This is a genomic window from Nonomuraea gerenzanensis, assembly GCF_020215645.1.
GTDB lineage: Bacteria > Actinomycetota > Actinomycetes > Streptosporangiales > Streptosporangiaceae > Nonomuraea > Nonomuraea gerenzanensis.
Map to the genome: position 1 here is coordinate 10486969 of NZ_CP084058.1, position 16156 is coordinate 10503124.

At 71.2% G+C, this 16156-nt stretch carries 18 protein-coding genes; 14 read left to right on the plus strand and 4 right to left on the minus strand.

The annotated features are described in order from the left end of the window. Nucleotides 1-3 precede the first annotated feature (3 nt). The 3 genes from LCN96_RS48770 to LCN96_RS48780 all read left to right on the plus strand — a co-directional run bounded on the left by LCN96_RS48770 (nt 4) and on the right by LCN96_RS48780 (nt 2143). On the plus strand, nt 4-831 hold the full coding sequence (locus tag LCN96_RS48770) for an amino acid ABC transporter permease (RefSeq protein WP_225269214.1): 828 nt from the start codon (nt 4-6) through the stop codon (nt 829-831). Further along, the gene (locus LCN96_RS48775; RefSeq protein WP_225269215.1) at nt 828-1574 is read left to right on the plus strand and encodes an amino acid ABC transporter ATP-binding protein; all 747 of its coding nucleotides are present in this window, start codon (nt 828-830) and stop codon (nt 1572-1574) included. Before LCN96_RS48770 ends, LCN96_RS48775 begins: the two co-directional genes overlap by 4 nt. A gap of 143 nt (nt 1575-1717) precedes the next feature. Next, nucleotides 1718-2143 (plus strand): CGNR zinc finger domain-containing protein, encoded by a 426-nt coding sequence (locus LCN96_RS48780; RefSeq protein WP_225269216.1) that lies wholly within the window; start codon nt 1718-1720, stop codon nt 2141-2143. A 58-nt stretch (nt 2144-2201) separates the two neighbouring features. On the opposite strand, the gene LCN96_RS48785 is transcribed toward LCN96_RS48780, so the two are convergent. Further along, entirely contained in the window at nt 2202-2513 is a 312-nt protein-coding gene (locus tag LCN96_RS48785; RefSeq protein ID WP_225269217.1) for a S24 family peptidase, read from the minus strand. An 84-nt stretch (nt 2514-2597) separates the two neighbouring features. Between LCN96_RS48785 and sodN the strand changes: the two genes are divergently transcribed. The 3 genes from sodN (at nt 2598) to LCN96_RS48800 (ending at nt 4350) form a co-directional block, all read left to right on the plus strand. Next, nucleotides 2598-2999: a superoxide dismutase, Ni gene (gene sodN / locus LCN96_RS48790; RefSeq protein WP_080045348.1), complete on the plus strand. Its 402-nt coding sequence runs from the start codon at nt 2598-2600 to the stop codon at nt 2997-2999. 128 nt (nt 3000-3127) lie between these two features. Then, nucleotides 3128-3553 (plus strand): ATP-binding protein, encoded by a 426-nt coding sequence (locus LCN96_RS48795; protein WP_225269218.1) that lies wholly within the window; start codon nt 3128-3130, stop codon nt 3551-3553. A 17-nt stretch (nt 3554-3570) separates the two neighbouring features. Next, nucleotides 3571-4350: an RNA polymerase sigma factor SigF gene (locus LCN96_RS48800; RefSeq protein WP_171074665.1), complete on the plus strand. Its 780-nt coding sequence runs from the start codon at nt 3571-3573 to the stop codon at nt 4348-4350. Nucleotides 4351-4399: 49 nt separating this feature from the next. Here the strand turns inward: LCN96_RS48800 and LCN96_RS48805 are convergent, their stop codons facing one another. After that, nucleotides 4400-4813 carry a hypothetical protein gene (locus tag LCN96_RS48805; protein ID WP_225269219.1) on the minus strand — a complete coding sequence of 138 codons (414 nt, stop codon included), beginning with the start codon at nt 4811-4813 and terminating at the stop codon, nt 4400-4402. A gap of 88 nt (nt 4814-4901) precedes the next feature. Here LCN96_RS48805 and LCN96_RS48810 point away from each other — a divergent pair, with 88 nt between their 5' ends. Together LCN96_RS48810 and LCN96_RS48815 are read left to right on the plus strand one after the other, a co-directional pair. Beyond that, nucleotides 4902-5867, plus strand: coding sequence for a diacylglycerol/lipid kinase family protein (locus LCN96_RS48810; RefSeq protein WP_225269220.1), 966 nt, complete (start codon nt 4902-4904; stop codon nt 5865-5867). Between the two features lie 272 nt (nt 5868-6139). Further along, the gene (locus tag LCN96_RS48815) at nt 6140-6394 is read left to right on the plus strand and encodes a WhiB family transcriptional regulator (RefSeq protein ID WP_225269221.1); all 255 of its coding nucleotides are present in this window, start codon (nt 6140-6142) and stop codon (nt 6392-6394) included. 82 nt (nt 6395-6476) lie between these two features. Here the strand turns inward: LCN96_RS48815 and LCN96_RS48820 are convergent, their stop codons facing one another. Further along, nucleotides 6477-7946 carry a PAS domain-containing sensor histidine kinase gene (locus tag LCN96_RS48820; protein WP_225269222.1) on the minus strand — a complete coding sequence of 490 codons (1470 nt, stop codon included), beginning with the start codon at nt 7944-7946 and terminating at the stop codon, nt 6477-6479. A gap of 462 nt (nt 7947-8408) precedes the next feature. On the opposite strand from LCN96_RS48820, the gene LCN96_RS48825 reads away from it, so the two are divergent. The 6 genes from LCN96_RS48825 to LCN96_RS48850 all read left to right on the plus strand — a co-directional run bounded on the left by LCN96_RS48825 (nt 8409) and on the right by LCN96_RS48850 (nt 14199). Further along, nucleotides 8409-9128: a GntR family transcriptional regulator gene (locus tag LCN96_RS48825; protein WP_225269223.1), complete on the plus strand. Its 720-nt coding sequence runs from the start codon at nt 8409-8411 to the stop codon at nt 9126-9128. Further along, a complete protein-coding gene (gene bioD, locus LCN96_RS48830) occupies nt 9125-9844 on the plus strand; it encodes a dethiobiotin synthase (protein ID WP_225269224.1) in 720 nt (239 codons plus the stop codon). The genes LCN96_RS48825 and bioD overlap by 4 nt, the downstream gene beginning before the upstream one ends. Before the next feature lie 87 nt (nt 9845-9931). Continuing rightward, entirely contained in the window at nt 9932-11092 is a 1161-nt protein-coding gene (locus LCN96_RS48835; protein WP_225269225.1) for a sensor histidine kinase, read from the plus strand. Then, nucleotides 11083-11739 (plus strand): response regulator transcription factor, encoded by a 657-nt coding sequence (locus LCN96_RS48840; RefSeq protein WP_311132113.1) that lies wholly within the window; start codon nt 11083-11085, stop codon nt 11737-11739. The genes LCN96_RS48835 and LCN96_RS48840 overlap by 10 nt, the downstream gene beginning before the upstream one ends. Continuing rightward, the gene (locus LCN96_RS48845; RefSeq protein WP_225269226.1) at nt 11736-12512 is read left to right on the plus strand and encodes a DUF4097 domain-containing protein; all 777 of its coding nucleotides are present in this window, start codon (nt 11736-11738) and stop codon (nt 12510-12512) included. The genes LCN96_RS48840 and LCN96_RS48845 overlap by 4 nt, the downstream gene beginning before the upstream one ends. A gap of 40 nt (nt 12513-12552) precedes the next feature. Beyond that, entirely contained in the window at nt 12553-14199 is a 1647-nt protein-coding gene (locus LCN96_RS48850) for an acetolactate synthase (RefSeq protein WP_225269227.1), read from the plus strand. Here LCN96_RS48850 and LCN96_RS48855 read toward each other — a convergent pair whose 3' ends face one another. Further along, nucleotides 14200-15936: a protein kinase domain-containing protein gene (locus LCN96_RS48855; RefSeq protein WP_225269228.1), complete on the minus strand. Its 1737-nt coding sequence runs from the start codon at nt 15934-15936 to the stop codon at nt 14200-14202. Between the last annotated feature and the right edge of the window lie 220 nt (nt 15937-16156).

Here is a 16156-nt window from a genome sequence, read left to right on the forward strand (position 1 = left end):
CGGATGGCCGACCAGCCGAAGACGGCTGAGCCTGGGCGTGCCAGGCTCAGCCCTCGGAAGAAGCAGCGGATCAGCCGGGGCATCCAGTACGTCGTACTGGCCGCCGCGCTCGTCGCCGTCGTACTGTACGCCGACTGGCCCAGCCTCGCGCAGAACTTCGCCAAGGTCGACGTGGCGAAGGAGGCGCTGCCCGAGCTGTTCACCATCGCGCTGCGCAACACGATCATCTACACGGTGGGCGGGTTCGTCTTCGCGTTCGTGCTGGGCCTGGTGCTGGCGCTCATGCGGCTCTCGCAGGTCCGGCCGTACCGCTGGATCTCGATCATCTACATCGAGATCTTCCGCGGGCTGCCCGCGCTGCTGATCTTCCTGCTGATCGTGTTCCTGCCGCTGGCGCTGCCGGGCTTCGAGGTGCCCGGCGGCACGTACGGACAGGGCATTCTCGGGCTCGGCCTGGTCGGCGCCGCCTACCAGGCGGAGATCTTCAGGGCGGGCCTGCAGGCCGTGCCCAAGGGACAGACGGAGGCGGCCAGGTCGCTCGGCATGTCGGCCACCCGCGCCCAGATCACCGTGGTGATCCCGCAGGCCATCCGCATGGTCATCCCGCCGACCACCAACCAGTTCGTGGCGCTGCTCAAGGACTCGTCGCTGGTGCTGTTCCTGGGCGTGTCCGGCGAGTACGTCGAGCTGGCCAAGTTCGGCAACGACCTGGCCTCCCAGTACGCCAACGCCACGCCCATCATGGTCGCCGGCGTGACGTACCTGATCGTCACCATCCCGCTGGGTTACCTCGCGTCCCGGCTGGAGGGGCGCAAGGGGAGGACGCGATGACCACGCACGCCATCGAGCTGCGCGACCTGCACAAGCACTTCGGCAAGAACGAGGTGCTCAAGGGCATCGACATGACCGTGGACCCGGGCCAGGTGGTCTGCGTCATCGGCCCGTCGGGCTCGGGCAAGTCCACGCTGCTGCGCTGCGTGAACCTGCTGGAGACGCCCACCAGGGGCAAGGTGTTCGTGGAAGGTGTCGAGGTCACCGACCCCGACGTGGACATCGACGCCGTACGCCGCCGCATCGGCATGGTCTTCCAGTCGTTCAACCTGTTCCCGCACATGACGGCGCTGCAGAACGTCATGATCGCTCAGCAGCGGGTGCTGAAGCGCGGCAAGCGGGAGGCGGAGATCGTCGCCCGCGACAACCTCGACAAGGTCGGCGTCGGCGCCAAGTGCGACTCGCTGCCCGGCCAGCTCTCGGGCGGCCAGCAGCAGCGGGTCGCGATCGCCAGGGCCCTGGCCATGAACCCCAGCCTGATGCTCTTCGACGAGCCCACCTCGGCGCTCGACCCCGAGCTGGTCGGCGACGTGCTCACCGTCATGCGCAAGCTGGCGGAGGAGGGCATGACCATGCTCGTGGTCACCCACGAGATGGGCTTCGCGCGGCAGGTGGCCGACCGGGTGGTGTTCATGGACGGTGGCGTGGTCGTCGAGGACGGCGTTCCGGCGCAGGTCATCGGCGACCCGCAGCAGGAGCGCACCCGCACGTTCCTGCACCGCGTCCTGCACCCCGAGGACTAGCCGTCAGGAGGCGGGGCGACCGGGACAACCTCTCCCCGGCCGCCCCGCCGCCCTGCCTCCCCCGGCCCTGCCTCCCCGCCGCCCTGCTTCCTCACCCGAGCGTCGCCCCCGTTCCCCCTGCCGTTCTGCTGTAATGGACCGGCATGGACCTCACCTCTTACGCCGAGTGGGCGGTCCGGCTGGCCAACGATCCTGACCCGCCGCCCGAGCTCCGCCGGCTGCGCGACGAGCTGGCCGCCGTGTTCGACGCGGCCGGCGACGACCGTGCCGTGGCCGAGCGGCTGAACGCCCTGCTGGCGCGCTATCCCGTACGCCCCCAGCTCTCCGACCACGACGGCCACGACTGGCACCTCCACCTGGCCGAGGACCCGGCCGCGACCGCCGTCATGGGCCTGGCCGCGGTCGTCGCCGAGCTGGGCGTGGACCGGCTCGGGCGGTGCCGCGAGCCGCACTGCGGCCTGGCCTTCCTCGACACCTCCACCAACCGCTCCCGCCGCTACTGCTCCCCCCGCTGCGCCAGCCGCGCCAACGTCGCCGCCTTCCGCGCCCGCCGCCGCAACGGCACCTGACAGCCACCTCCGCAACGTCATCCGACGGCCGCCACCGGGCCCGCAGCGGAACAGGCCGTCAGCGCTTGCCGGGAGCCCTGCGCAGCAGCGGCCAGTAACGCAGCACCACGCGCCCCACGATGTCCTGCACGGGCCCGAAGTCCCAGCTGTCCCGCCGCCCGCTGGCCCGCTGGTTGTCGCTCTCCAGCCACCACCCGTCGGCCCCGTGCCACTGCGCCCGCTTGACGATGAGCCGATCGGGATCGTCGGGCAGCCTCGCCACCACGAGATCACCGGGATGCACGGTGGCTCCCCGGCGCACGAGGAGCCAGTCTCCGGGCACCAGCGCGGGCCGCATCGAATCCCCTTCGACACGCACTCTCATCGTCATTGACCCCCTACTCCGCAGGCGTTGGGACCCGAGTAAGGTCGTTGAAGGACCCAAGCTGATTCAGCATCCAGGAAGGATTTTCTGATGCTCGCACGACTGCTACGACCCAAGCATGTCGCTTCCGCACACTGCGACCTGCCCTGTGGGGTCTACGACCCCGCTCAGGCCCGTATCGAGGCCGAGTCGGTCAAGGCGATCATGGAGAAGTACGCGGCCAACGAGGACCCGGTCTTCCGCGCCCGCGCCATCAAGATCAAGGAGGAGCGGGCCGAGCTGGTCAAGCACCACCTCTGGGTGCTGTGGACCGACTACTTCAAGCCCCCGCACCTCGAGCAGTACCCTCAGCTCCACCAGCTCTTCTGGGACGCCACGAAGCTCGCGGGCGCCGCGGGCGCCAAGGGCACCGTGGACGTCGCCAAGGCCGAGGACCTGCTGGGCAAGATCGACGAAATCTCCAAGATCTTCTGGGAGACCAAGGCCGCCTAAAACGGCACATAAGGCTCTGTGCGGTTACCAACCGCACAGAGCCTTTTCCGTAGATGGCGAGTCTGATTCATCCAAGCACCTCTGAAGGGCGGTAAGTTGCAGTCAGCGTCGGATTCGCGAGGAGGAACGTGACCGAGGAAACCGAGACGCGCGCGGAAGGCGTGGCAGGCATCCGTGACGTGGTGAGCATCAGGCTCCCCGCGGCGAGCGCCTACCTGTCTGTGCTGCGTACGGCTACCGCCGGCCTGGCGGCGCGGCTTGACTTCACCCTGGACGAGATCGAGGACCTGCGGATCGCGGTCGACGAGGCCTGCGCCATGCTTCTCAACGAAGCGGTGCCCGGCACCGACCTCACCGCGGAGTTCGAGCTCACCGGGCAGGAGATGCAGGTCAGGGTCGAGGTGGCGACTGTCGGCAGCTCCGCGCCCAAGCGCGACGACTTCGCCTGGATGGTGCTGACCGCCCTGGCCGACGACGTCGACGCGGTGACCGACTCCCCCGATCGCATGGCGATCGTCCTGCGTAAGCGCCGAGGCGCAGCGAGGCCGGCGTGACGGAAAGGACTGGAGCCATGGCCACCAGCGAACACGCCGTGCCCGACAGGGTGCGCGCCCGCATGCTCTTCGCCGAGCTGGCCGAGCTGGGCCCCGAGGAGCCGCGCCGCCAGCGCATCAGGGATGAGCTGGTCGAGCTTCACCTTCCCCTGGTCGAATACCTGGCTCGCCGCTTCCGCAACAGGGGCGAGTGGCTCGACGACCTCACCCAGGTCGCCACCATCGGGTTGATCAAATCCATCGACCGGTTCGACCTGAACCGGGGGGTGGAGTTCTCCACCTACGCCACGCCCACCATCGTCGGCGAGATCAAGCGGCACTTCCGCGACAAGGGCTGGGCGGTCCGCGTGCCGCGCAGGCTGCAAGAGCTGAAGCTCTCGCTGACCAAGGCGATAAGCGATCTGTCCCAGCGCGAGGGCCGCGCCCCGACCGTCGCGGAGCTGGCCTCCTACCTCAAGATGACCGAGGAGGAGGTGCTGGAGGGGCTCGAGTCGGCCAACGCGTACTCCACCGTCTCCCTGGACGCGCCCGACTCCGGCGACGACGACGCCCCCGCGGTGTCCGACTCGCTCGGCATCGTGGACGAGTCGCTGGAGGGCGTCGAGTACCGCGAGTCGCTCAAGCCGCTGCTCGAACGGCTGCCGCCGCGCGAGAAGCGCATCCTGCTGCTGCGCTTCTTCGGCAACATGACGCAGTCGCAGATCGCCACCGAGCTGGGCATCTCGCAGATGCACGTCTCGCGGCTGCTCGCCCGCACGCTGGCGCAGCTGCGCGAGGGCCTGACCGCCGACGACTGAGCCGGTTTTCCGCGCGTCGCCGGCCTGCGGCCCGATGTGCGGAAACGGTCTAGCGGCGCGGCGAACCCGCGTCCGACTCCTGGTCGTCGCCGTAGAGCGCCTGGGTGGTGGGCGGAGCGAGCAGCGTCACCAGCCCCGCCACCGCCACGACGATCAGCGGGATCCCGAGCTGCGGCTGGTCCGAGGTGATCAGCGTGCCGCCGATGGGCACGAGGAAGATCTGCGCCAGCACGGCCGGCGACCTGCCCCACCGCTCGGTCCTGAACAGGCCGCCGTACGCCACCCAGAGCAGCCCGGCCCCGATGAGCAGCCCGAACGCCGCCTCCGCCAGGGCGGTGGTGAGATCGTCTGGTGTCCCGGTCAGGGTCTGCACCGCGACGTAGACCCCGAGTCCGAGCGCGACCAGCCCCTCCAGGGCGACGACCCCGGCGGCGATGAGGAGGGTAAGCGGGCGACCGTTCACGTCCGTACCCTACCTCTCGGGCCGAACGGGCCGGGAAATAGGACGATCGGCCGATAAGTCGGACAAGGCCACCGGCTACGCTGGCGATATGCGCGCCATGCTGCTGGTCAACCCCAAAGCCACGACCACGAACGCCCGTACGCGGGACGTGCTCATCCGCGCACTCGGCGCGGCGGTCGAGCTCACGGTCGAGGAGACCCGCTACCGGGGCCATGCCGCGTCGCTGTCGGCCACCGCGCTGGCCAAGGGCTACGACGTGGTCGCGGTGCTCGGCGGCGACGGCACGATCAACGAGGCCGTCAACGGCCTGCTGAACCCGGTCAACGGCGAGGACCCCGCCCACAGCGCCGACCCCAGCGCCGGCCGCCCCGGGCTGATCGTCATCCCCGGCGGCAGCGCGAACGTCTTCGCCCGCGCCCTCGGCCTGCCGAACGACCCGGTCGAGTCCACCGGCCAGGTGCTGGAGGCACTCAGGGAGGGCCGGCGCAGGACCGTGGGTTTGGGCCAAGCCCTATGGGAGGGGCAGAGCCGCTACTTCACCTTCTGCTCGGGCATGGGCTACGACGCCGAGGTTGTACGCGCCGTGGAAGGCCTCAGGGGGACCGGGCGTAAGGCTACCCCTGCACGGTATGTGAACACGGCTCTGAGGCACTATCTGGCCACGGACAAGCGGCATCCCGCGATGACGGTGACCGGCCCCGGCCTCCCGCCGGCCGAGGGCGTGTTCATGGCGATCGTCTCCAACACCTCACCGTGGACGTACGTGGGCAGCCGCCCGGTCCGGCCCACCCCGTGGGCGAGCTTCGAGACGGGGCTCGATCTGCTCGGCATGCGGCGCATGGGGCCGATGACCCTGGCGAAGGTGATCCGCCACATCCTCACGGAGAGTGACATCCTTCCGTCCGGCCGGCACCTCGTCCAGATGCACGACGAGGCCGAGCTGACGCTCACCGCCGACCGCCCTGTGGCCTTCCAGCTGGACGGCGACTACCTGGGAGAACGGGAAATCGTAACATTCCGGTCTACACCGAACGCGTTACAAGTTCTGGTCTAGTCGGTTACATTCGGTCATTGTGTGACGCATCCGACATCCATAACCGCCAAAACTTCCCGCCAACCCCCTTGCGTGCACTCTCCGTGGCTGACAGGCTCGTTCATGACGTCGGAACGTAGGACCTTTAAACACCCCAGGGTCCTCCGATGAACTGCGGGCAACCCCGGTCCTCACAGGATCCGGGTAATTGTTCGCGCGAGTTAGTGAAACTCTTCACAAAGTAGTAGCCGCACGGAGCCGACCAGAGGCTCCATCTACTAAGGAGTGGACGCATGGACTGGCGCCACCGAGCTGCCTGCCGTGACGTGGACCCCGAGCTGTTCTTCCCGATCGGCAACACCGGCCCGGCACTCATGCAGATCGAGGAGGCCAAGCAGGTCTGCCGTTCGTGCTCGGCCGTCGAGGCCTGCCTGAAGTGGGCGCTGGAGTCCGGCCAGGACGCCGGCGTCTGGGGCGGCCTGAGCGAGGACGAGCGCCGCGCGCTCAAGCGTCGCACCGCCCGGGCCCGCGCCCGCGCCACCGCCTGACGACTCCCCCGCAAGCTCCCCCTGCCGCCTCTCCTGGAGCAGGACCCGACGCCGGCCCGCGACGCAGCAGCGGCGCCGTCGTTCAGCCGGGCGGGAGCGGGATCGACAGGACGACCTCCGTGCCGCCTTCCAGGCGCGGCTCAATGGTGAGCCGCCCGGACAGCTCCCCCTCGACCAGGGTCCGCACGATCTGCAGCCCCAGACTGGTGGAGCTGTCGAGGTCGAAGCCGCCGGGCAGGCCGCGGCCGTCGTCCCAGACGGTCACGTTGAGCCGCTCGTGCGCGGGCTCGACCACCACCTCCAGCCGCTTGGGCCGTCCGTGCTGCAACGCGTTCTGCAGCAGCTCGGTCAGCGCCATGGCCAGCGGCGTGGCGATGAGCGAGGGCAGCACCCCGAACGCCCCCACGCGGCGCGGCGTGACCGCCACCTCCGGCGACGACACCTCCCCCGCCATCGCGATGACCCGGTCGGCGATCTCGTCGAAGTCGACGAACTCCTCGGGCGCGTGCGACAGCGTCTCGTGCACGATCGCGATCGACCCGACCCGGCGCACCGCCTCCTCAAGCGCCTCCCGCCCCTCGGGCACCTGAAGCCGCCTGGCCTGGAGCCGCAGCAGCGCGGCCACCGTCTGCAGGTTGTTCTTGACCCGGTGGTGGATCTCGCGGATCGTGGCGTCCTTGGTCATCAGCTCGCGCTCGCGCCGGCGCAGCTCGGTCACGTCCCTGATGAGCACGAGAGCGCCGATGCGGCCGCCGCCGACGATCAGCGGGATGGCCCTGAGCTGCACGATCGTGCCGCCGGACTCGACCTCGGTCTCCTTGGCCGCGCGCCCGCTGGCCACGATCATGAGGTCCTCGTTGATCGGCTCGTCCGAATAGCACAGCGTCGCGGTGACCCGGCCCAGCTCGGCGCCGACCAGGTCCGCGTGCAGGCCGAGCCGCCGGTAGGCGGACAGCGCGTTCGGCGAGGCGTACGTGACGCGCCCGGCCCTGTCGAGCCTGAGCAGGCCGTCGCCGACGCGCGGCGAGCGCACCAGGATCGGCTCCTCGCCGGAGAACGGGAAGCGGCCCTCCGCCACCATCTGCGCCAGGTCGGAGGCGCTCTGCAGGTAGGTCAGCTCCAGGCGGGACGGCGTGCGGGCCGAGGACAGGTTCGTGGAGCGCTGGATGACCGCCAGGAAGCGGCCCTCGCCGCCCTCGACCGCCCGGCGCACGGGGATGGTCTCCTCGCGGACGGGGACCCCGGTGGACCAGTCGGGGTCGCCCTCACGGCAGATGCGGCGCTCGTTCCAGGCCGTGTCGATCAGGCCGCGCTCGCCCCTGGCCGCCACGGTGCCGACGATGTCGTCGTGGTAGACGGTCGGGCCGGTCGTCGGGCGCATCTGGGCGATCGCGATCCAGCCGCTCTCCCCCAGCAGCGGCGCCCACAGGATGAGGTCGGCGAACGACAGGTCGGCCAGCAGCTGCCAGTCGGAGACCAGCGAGTGCAGCCAGTCGAGGTCCGCCTCGTCGAGCGCTGTGTGGCGGGCTACGAGGTCGCTGAGAGTCGGCACGAGTGCATCATGCGTGCTTTCCCCCGCAACAACCAAACCGACTCCCGGGGAGAGGCGGCAGGACCGATCCGATACGGGACGCCCGGGCAGAGTTCACGCCTGCGGGGGCGTAACACCATACGGTGGCGGGTCAATCTCATATTGTGAGAACCGTCACATGGCCGAAACAGCCGGATCCCAGGATGGGGCGGTGCACGTCGGGCCGGAGGTGATCCCCACGGGCAGGTGGTTCTTCCGCGACACGGCGCGCGGACCGGCCTCGGTTGCGATCGCGCGCGCTGCTGTGGATATCCTTCACAATCAACCTGAGCTGCCCGGATCCGCGTGTGCTCACACCCGTGCGCGCCCGGAGCCTGCGGGCCGCTCCTGCCCGCGGTTGACCGCTCGGGCCAAAGTGAGTTCCGATGATCTCGCGGTGATCAGACCCGCCCTCACCGCCGTGGCAGAAGTGAAGGTGAGAGCGTGACAGACGACAGCCCCCGCGTTCCGAAGTACTACGACGTGAAACGGGCCCTGCTCGAGCTCACCAAGACCCTGCCCCCCGGCACGGCGCTGCCGCCCGAGCGCACGCTCGCCGTGCGGTTCGAGACCTCCCGCACCACGGTGAGGCAGGCGCTGACCGAGCTGGTCGTCGAGGGCAGGCTGCTGCGCATCCAGGGCAAGGGCACGTTCGTGGCGCAGCCCAAGGTGGCGCAGGTGCTGCAGCTGACCTCCTACATCGGGGATCTGCGCACGGCCGGGCTGGAGCCGGACACCAAGATCCTGGAGATCGGCTACATCACCGCCGACGAGCCGCTCGCCCGCCGCCTGGCCATCAACCCGGGCGGGCGCGTGCTGCGCATCCACCGGCTCAGGCTCGCCAACGGCGAGCCGGTCTCGATCGACACCACCCACCTGTCCGCGCGCCGCTTCCCCCGCCTGCGGCGCGAGCTGGAGGTGCACGCGTCCCTGTACGAGACGCTGCACAACGCCTACAACGTCCGGCTGACCGACGCCGAGGAGATCATCGAGACGGTCCTGGCGACCCCCTACGACGCCAAGGCGCTCGGCGTGGACGTCGGCCTGCCGATGCTGCTGCTCACCCGGCACGCCTTCGACGCCGACGGCAACCCCGTCGAGTGGGCGCAGTCGCTCTACCGCGGCGACCGGTACAAGTTCGTCACCCGCCTGCGCCGCCCATGAGCGTCCTGGTCGTCACGGGCACCGGCACCGGTGTGGGCAAGACGGTCGTGACGGCGGCGCTGAGCGCGCTGGCGCTGGCGCGCGGGTCCGCTGCGGCGGTGGTCAAGCCCGCGCAGACCGGGCTGGCGGCCGGCGAGCCGGGCGACGTGGACGAGGTCATCCGGCTGTCCGGCGTCACCACCACCTTCGAGCTGGCCCGCTTCCCGGGCGTGCTGCCGCCCGCCGCGGCGGCCAGGGCGGCGGGAGTGCCGCCCGTGTCGCTGTCCACGGTCGCCGGGCTGGTGCGGGAGCTGGCCGAGAGCAACCGCCTCGTCCTCGTGGACGGCACCGGCGGGCTGCTCGACCGCTACGACGAGGAGGGCGCCACCCTCGCCGACCTCGCCCGCGCCCTGCGCGCGCAGGTCCTCGTCGTCGTACGGGCCTGCCGCGACACCGTCAACCACACCGCGCTCACTCTGGAGTCGCTCGCCCACCACGGCCTCGACCTGGCCGGGATCGTCATCGGCCGGTGGCCGGCCACGCCGGGGCCCACCGCGTGCGGCAGCGTGGCGGACCTGGAGATGCTCGCGGCCAGGCCGCTGGCGGGGGCGCTCCCCGAGGGCCTCGGCGGGCTCCGCGGTCGCCAGGAGTTCGCCGCCGCCGCGCGCGAGGGGCTGGGTGTCACGCTGGGCGGCTCGTTCGACCCCGTGTCCTTCAGGCAGCGCCACAGCCTCTAGCCACTGCCGGGGGTGGGGCTAGCCCCACCATGCACCAGCACACCAGGCCCATTTCGCGGCATCGCCCCCACTACATACCGTTGAGCCATGAAAGTCCCCCGTCCGTGGTCGGCGCGGGCGTGGCTCGACACGGCTCACGTGATGATCGGCTTCCCGGTCGGCGTGCTGCTCGGCGGGCTGACGCTGCTGCTGGCCGTGGCGCCGCCGCTGCTGCGGCGGGCCCTGCCGTGGTTCACCAGGGTGCAGCGCTCGCGGCTGCACGCCTTCCAGGGCGTGCGGATCCCGCCCGTGCCCGCCCCGGCGGGCTGGCGCGAGCCGATGACGTGGCGGCAGATCGGCTACCACCTGCTGTCACCGGTGGTGGGCGTGGCCGGCGCGGTCCTGGTGGCGCTCGCGTGGGGCGGGGCGGTGGTGGGGCTGCTGGCGTTCCTGCCGCCGAAGCTGCAGGAGCCGCCGCTGGAGTTCGCGCTCGACCTCAGGGACAACCGGGTCCAGCTCGCGTTCATGCTGGTGGGGCTGGCATTGCTGGTGCTCGCGCCGTTCCTGGCCCGCGGGATGGCGGCGCTGGACCTGTCGGTGGCGCGCGCGCTGCTCGGGCCCAGCCGTACGGAGCTGGGCCAGCGCATCGAGACGCTGACCGAGAGCCGCGCGGGCGTGATCGACGCGGCCGACGCGGAACGCCGCAGGATCGAGCGCGACCTGCACGACGGCGCCCAGCAGCGGCTGGTCTCGCTGGCCATGAACCTGGGCCTGGCCAGGGCCACGCTGACCGACCTGCCCGAGCCCGCCCGCGAGGCCATCGAGCAGGCGCACGAGGAGGCCAAGCAGGCGCTCAAGGAGCTGCGCGACTTCGTCCGCGGCCTGCACCCCGCCGTGCTCAACGACCAGGGCCTGGACGCGGCGCTGTCCGGCGTGGCGGCCCGCGCGCCGTTCCCCGTCAAGCTGCGCGTCGACATCGAGCGGCGGACCACCCCGACGATCGAGGCGGTGGCGTTCTTCACCGTGTCGGAGGCACTGACCAACATCGCCAAGCACGCGGCGGCCACCAGGGCCGAGGTGAGCGTGCGGCGCGAGCGCGACCGCCTGCACGTGCTCGTCCACGACGACGGGTGCGGCGGTGCCAGGATGGACGGCGGAACCGGCCTGCGCGGCCTGGCCCAGCGCATCGACTCCGTGGACGGGACGCTACGGCTGTCCAGCCCGCTGGGCGGACCGACGACGATCGAGGTGGAGCTGCCGTGCGAGTAGTGCTCGCAGAGGATTCCGTGCTGTTGAGGGAGGGCCTGATCCGGCTCCTGGCCGCCGCCGGCATGGAGGTGGTGGCGGCCGTGGACGAGGCCGAGGGCCTGCTCAGGGCGGCCGAGGAGCACAGGCCGGAGCTGGTCGTCACCGACGTCAGGATGCCGCCCACGCACACCGACGAGGGCCTGCGGGCCGCGCTGGTGCTGCGCCGCCAGCAGCCGGGCCTGGCCGTGCTGGTGCTCTCGCAGTACGTCGAGGAGCGCTACGCCGCCCAGCTCCTCGCCTCGGCCTCGGCCGGGGGCGTCGGTTACCTGCTCAAGGACCGGGTGGCGGACGTGGCCGAGTTCATCGACGCGCTGCGCAGGGTGGCCTCCGGCGGCACCGCGCTGGACCCGGAGGTCGTCGCCCAGCTCCTGCTGCGCGGCAACAGCGACCCGCTCGAACGGCTCACGCCGCGCGAGCACGAGGTGCTCAGGCTGATGGCCGAGGGCCGCTCCAACGCCGGCATCGGGCAGTCGCTGGTGCTCAGCGAGGGCGCCGTCGGCAAGCACATCGGCAACATCTTCACCAAGCTCGACCTGCCGCCCGCCGAGGGCGACCACCGCCGGGTGCTCGCGGTGCTGCAGTTCCTGAAGATCAGGAGCCTGCCGTGAGAGCCCTGTGGCTGGCGGCCGGCGCCGTGGCCACCGTGGTGGCGCTGACGCTGTCCACGGTGGCCCTCTGGCAGGGCTTCGGCGAGGCCAGGACCCCGACGGACGTCACCATGCGGTCCATCCCGTTCGACGGCAGGGAGCTGCGGATCCAGGCCGGCAAGGGCCAGGTGGACCTGATGATCCTGTCGGGGCGGGCGGGTGAGCTGCTCATCCAGCGGGCGCTGCGCTGGACCCGCGACCGCCCCACGGTCACCGAGGACTGGGACGCCGCGTCGGGCACGCTGCGGCTCGACGCCGTATGCCCCGGCCACGACCAGCCGAGGGGGCCGATCTGCCGGGCCGACTACGTGGTGCAGGTGCCGCCGGAGACCACCCTGGAGGCCGGCACCTCCGGAGGCCGGCTCCGGGTGGACGACCTGTTCGGCGACCTGCGCCTGACCACCGTCTCCGGCGACGTCCGCGTCAACGCCCTCGCGGGCGACCTCTGGGTGCGCACCGGCACGGGCCACGTGCAGGGCGACGGCCTGCGCAGCGCGCGGGCCGACGTGGAGGTCGGCTCGGGGGACGTCCAGCTGGCCTTCCGCAGCGCCCCGTCCGAGGTCAAGGCGATCGTGCGGACGGCGGGCGACATCGACCTGTACGTGCCGCCGAATCTGTACGACGTGACGGCCGAGGGCGCCAACACCACCCTCGACGTCAGACGGGCCTCCGGCGCGTCAAGGAAGGTCACCGTGCGGGCCCCCGAGGGCCTCGTGAGCGTGTGCTGCCGATGAAAGACTGTTTACCTCTGTGACTGGTTGGTAAGTTCCCGGCATGGAGTCTGCGAAGCACGCCGGTGACGCCGCTGTCGCCGTGTCCAAGGCCTACGGTGTCGAGACCATGTTCACCCTGTCGGGAGGGCACGTCTTCCCGCTCTACGACGGCGCGGTGCACGAGGGCATGCGCATCCTCGACGTACGCCACGAGCAGAGCGCGGTCTTCGCCGCCGAGGCGACCGCCAGGCTGACCAGGAAGCCCGGCCTGGCCGTGCTGACCGCCGGCCCCGGCATCACCAACGGCGTCAGCGGCGTCGCGACCGCCCACTTCAACGGCTCCCCCGTGGTCGTCCTGGGCGGCCGGGCACCCCAGTCCCGCTGGGGCAGCGGCGCGCTGCAGGAGATGGACCACCCGCCGCTGCTCGGCCCGATCACCAAGCTGTCGTTCACCGCCTCCGCCGCCGACTCCGTCGGCCAGGACGTCGAGGTGGCCTTCCGCACGGCGGTGGCGCCCCACCGCGGCCCCGTCTTCCTCGACTTCTACATGGACCACCTGTTCTCCCCCTCGCCGGTCCACGACGTGAGCACGCAGTCGCCGTCGCCGCTGGAGCCCGACGCCGACGACCTGGCGGGCATCGCGCGGCTGCTGGCCGAGGCCGAGCGCCCGGTCCTGGTGTACGGCTCCGACGTGTGGATGGACCGCGCCGAGGAGGCCGCCCGCGACTTCGCCGAGACGTGGCGGCTGCCGGTCATCCCCAACGGCCAGGGGCGCGGCATCCTGCCGGCCGGCCACGAGCTGCTCGTCACGCGGGCCCGCGGCCTCGCCTTCGCCCAGGCCGACCTGGTGATCGTGGTGGGCACCCCGCTCGACTTCCGCCTCGGCTACGGCTGGTTCGGCGGCAAGGACGGCGCGCCGCTGGCCAGGGTGGTGCACATCGCCGACGCGCCCTCCCAGCTGGCCACCCACATGCAGCCGGCCGCGTCCGCCGCGGGCGACCTGTCCGTGGTGTTCTGGAGCCTCGGCACGGCCTGCGGCGACGCGGGGGTCAAGCCCGACGCGTACGCGTCGTGGGTGTCGCGGCTGTCCGAGGCGGCCGCCGCGGCCATCGCCGGCGACGCCGAGCTGCTGGCCTCCGACTCCGACCCGATCCATCCCATGCGCATCTACGGCGAGCTGAACCGGGTGCTCGACGACGACGCCGTGGTGATCGGCGACGGCGGCGACTTCGTCTCCTACGCCGGCAAGTACGTCGAGCCGAAGCAGCCGGGCAACTGGCTCGACCCGGGCCCGTACGGCTGCCTGGGCACCGGCCTGGGCTACTCCATCGCCGCCCGCCTGGCCAGGCCGTCCTCGCAGGTGGTGCTGCTGCTCGGCGACGGCGCCGCCGGGTTCTCGCTGATGGACGTCGACACCCTCGTCCGCCACAGGCTCCCGGTCGTGATGATCTGCGGCAACAACGGCATGTGGGGCCTGGAGAAGCACCCCATGCAGATGCTGTACGGCTACGACGTGGCCGCCGAGCTGCAGCCGCAGTGCCGCTACGACCAGGTCGTGACCGCGCTCGGCGGGGGCGGCGAGCTGGTGACCAAGCCGTCGGAGATCGGGCCCGCGCTGCGCAGGGCGTTCGACTCGGGCATGCCGTACCTGGTCAACATCGCCACCGACCCGCAGATCGCCTACCCCCGCAACACGACGGGGGTGTGATCAGGACTTCGGCGTGGGCGTCGGCGTCGGGGTGGGCGTCGGCGAGCCGTCCTCGGGGCAGACGCTGTCGACGACGACCAGCGTGACCGTGGTGCCCTTGGTCACCGACTTGCCCGCGCCCGGCGTGCTCGCCTTGACCCTGCCGCAGCGCATGCCGTCGGTGGTGGTGGTCTGGTCCTCGGGGTTGGACAGCAGGCCGGCCGCCTCCACCATGCCCACCGCCTCCGAGTAGCGCTTGCCGATCACGTTCGGCATCAGCACCTTGTTGGTGGAGACGGTGGGGCTGGGCGACTTCGAGGTCGGCGGGGTGGTGGAGGGCGTGCCGGACGGCGACTGCGTCGGCTTCTCGGTCTCCTCCGCCGTCTGCGTGGGCCTCCCCTGCCTGGTGGTGGGGGGCCTGGTCGGCTCCTGCGTCGGCGGCTCGGCCTGGGGCTTGCTGGTCCTGGTGGTGGGCTTGGGCGGCTTGGTGGTCTCCGGGTCGGCGACGTTGGTGGTGGTCGTCGTCGGTTCCGGCGCGCCGAGGGGCATGCCCGTCAGCGCCACGGCGGTGGCGCCCACGCCGAGCACGACCGCCGCGGCGATGCCCGCGATCAGGCCCGTCCTGCGCGGCGCCTTGGCCGCGCGGCGGCTCCCGCGCCGCTCGGAGACCGCCGTGTCCTCGTGCGCCATCCTGGCGCCCGTCTGGTACGGGCCGGCGTCGTGCTGACCGGTCTGCTGAAACTGGCCGGTCTGCTGAAACTGGCCGGTCTGCTGGAACTGGCCGGTCTGCTGGTACTGCTGCCCGGTCTGGGCGTACTGCTGGCCCGTCTGCGGGTACTGCTGGCCGCCCTGCTGTTGCGCGGCCTGCTGGTACTGCTGGCTCGGCTGCTGCTGGGCCTGGGCCATGGTGGAGCCGGTGGCCAGCTCGGGGACGGCGGGCGCCTGGCCGCTGGCGATCGCCCTGGCGGCCTCGCTCATCGCACGAGCGCTGGGGTAACGCCTGGCCGGGTCCTTGGACAGGGCGATCTCGACCAGCGTGCGCACCGACTGCGGAATGTCCTGGGGCAGCGGCGGCGGGGCCTCACGGATGTGCTTGAGCGCGATCGTGACCGCGCTGTCACCGTCGAAGGGCCGCTGGCCGACCAGGCACTCGTAGGCGACCACGCCGAGGGCGTAAATGTCGACGGCGGGCGTCACGGGGGCGCCCTCGGCCTGCTCGGGCGCGCAGTAGGCGGCGGTGCCGAGCACCATGCCGGCGTCGGTGAGCCGGCTGGCGATGTCGGAGCGGGCGATGCCGAAGTCGGTGAGGACGAGCGTGCCGTCGCGCTGCACGAGCAGGTTGCCCGGCTTGACGTCGCGGTGCACGATGCCCTGGTCGTGGACGGCCTGCAACGCCGACGCGGCCTGCGCGATGAGCTCCATGGCCGGCTGCGGCGGGATCCGCCCCAGCCTGCCGAGCAGGCGGTCGAGCGGCTCGCCGTCGACGAACTTCATCACCAGGTAGACGGTGTCGCCGCTGACGCCGTAGTCGTAGACGTCCACCACGCCGGAATGGTTGATCGTGGCCATCGCCCGCGCCTCCCCCTGGAAGCGAGCGACGAAGCCGGGGTCCTCCATGCGGCCGGGGAGCAGCACCTTGACGGCGACGGTGCGTGCGAGCACGACGTCCTCGCCTCGCCACACCTCGCCCATGCCACCGGCGCCGATGCGGGTATCCAGCCGATACCGCCCCGCCAGTGTCGTCCCTTGGGCCACCATGATTCCCCCGCTACCCCCTACGTCCGTTACCCTCTTACCTCGCCCACCCCGCGGATCTCCAAGAAAGCGAAGTTTTGTCGCGGTGAGGTAACACAGTGGTCACGGAACTCAGAGAGTGTACGACTCACCTGACTCACATGCCACTCAAATGCCTCAAGCCGTACAAAGCCTATCCTGGGGCCTTACGACCTGACTTGTCCGCGTTTCCGGGAACTCAGCA

Excerpts from the sequence above, each read along its gene's own strand:
- LCN96_RS48770 (WP_225269214.1), top strand. The coding sequence starts at position 4 with ATGGCCGACCAGCCGAAGACGGCTGAGCCTGGGCGTGCCAGGCTCAGC.
- LCN96_RS48775 (WP_225269215.1), top strand. The coding sequence starts at position 828 with ATGACCACGCACGCCATCGAGCTGCGCGACCTGCACAAGCACTTCGGC.
- LCN96_RS48780 (WP_225269216.1), top strand. The coding sequence starts at position 1,718 with ATGGACCTCACCTCTTACGCCGAGTGGGCGGTCCGGCTGGCCAACGAT.
- LCN96_RS48785 (WP_225269217.1), bottom strand. The coding sequence starts at position 2,513 with ATGACGATGAGAGTGCGTGTCGAAGGGGATTCGATGCGGCCCGCGCTG.
- sodN (WP_080045348.1), top strand. The coding sequence starts at position 2,598 with ATGCTCGCACGACTGCTACGACCCAAGCATGTCGCTTCCGCACACTGC.
- LCN96_RS48800 (WP_171074665.1), top strand. The coding sequence starts at position 3,571 with ATGGCCACCAGCGAACACGCCGTGCCCGACAGGGTGCGCGCCCGCATG.
- LCN96_RS48810 (WP_225269220.1), top strand. The coding sequence starts at position 4,902 with ATGCGCGCCATGCTGCTGGTCAACCCCAAAGCCACGACCACGAACGCC.
- LCN96_RS48815 (WP_225269221.1), top strand. The coding sequence starts at position 6,140 with ATGGACTGGCGCCACCGAGCTGCCTGCCGTGACGTGGACCCCGAGCTG.
- bioD (WP_225269224.1), top strand. The coding sequence starts at position 9,125 with ATGAGCGTCCTGGTCGTCACGGGCACCGGCACCGGTGTGGGCAAGACG.
- LCN96_RS48835 (WP_225269225.1), top strand. The coding sequence starts at position 9,932 with ATGAAAGTCCCCCGTCCGTGGTCGGCGCGGGCGTGGCTCGACACGGCT.
- LCN96_RS48850 (WP_225269227.1), top strand. The coding sequence starts at position 12,553 with ATGGAGTCTGCGAAGCACGCCGGTGACGCCGCTGTCGCCGTGTCCAAG.
- LCN96_RS48855 (WP_225269228.1), bottom strand. The coding sequence starts at position 15,936 with ATGGTGGCCCAAGGGACGACACTGGCGGGGCGGTATCGGCTGGATACC.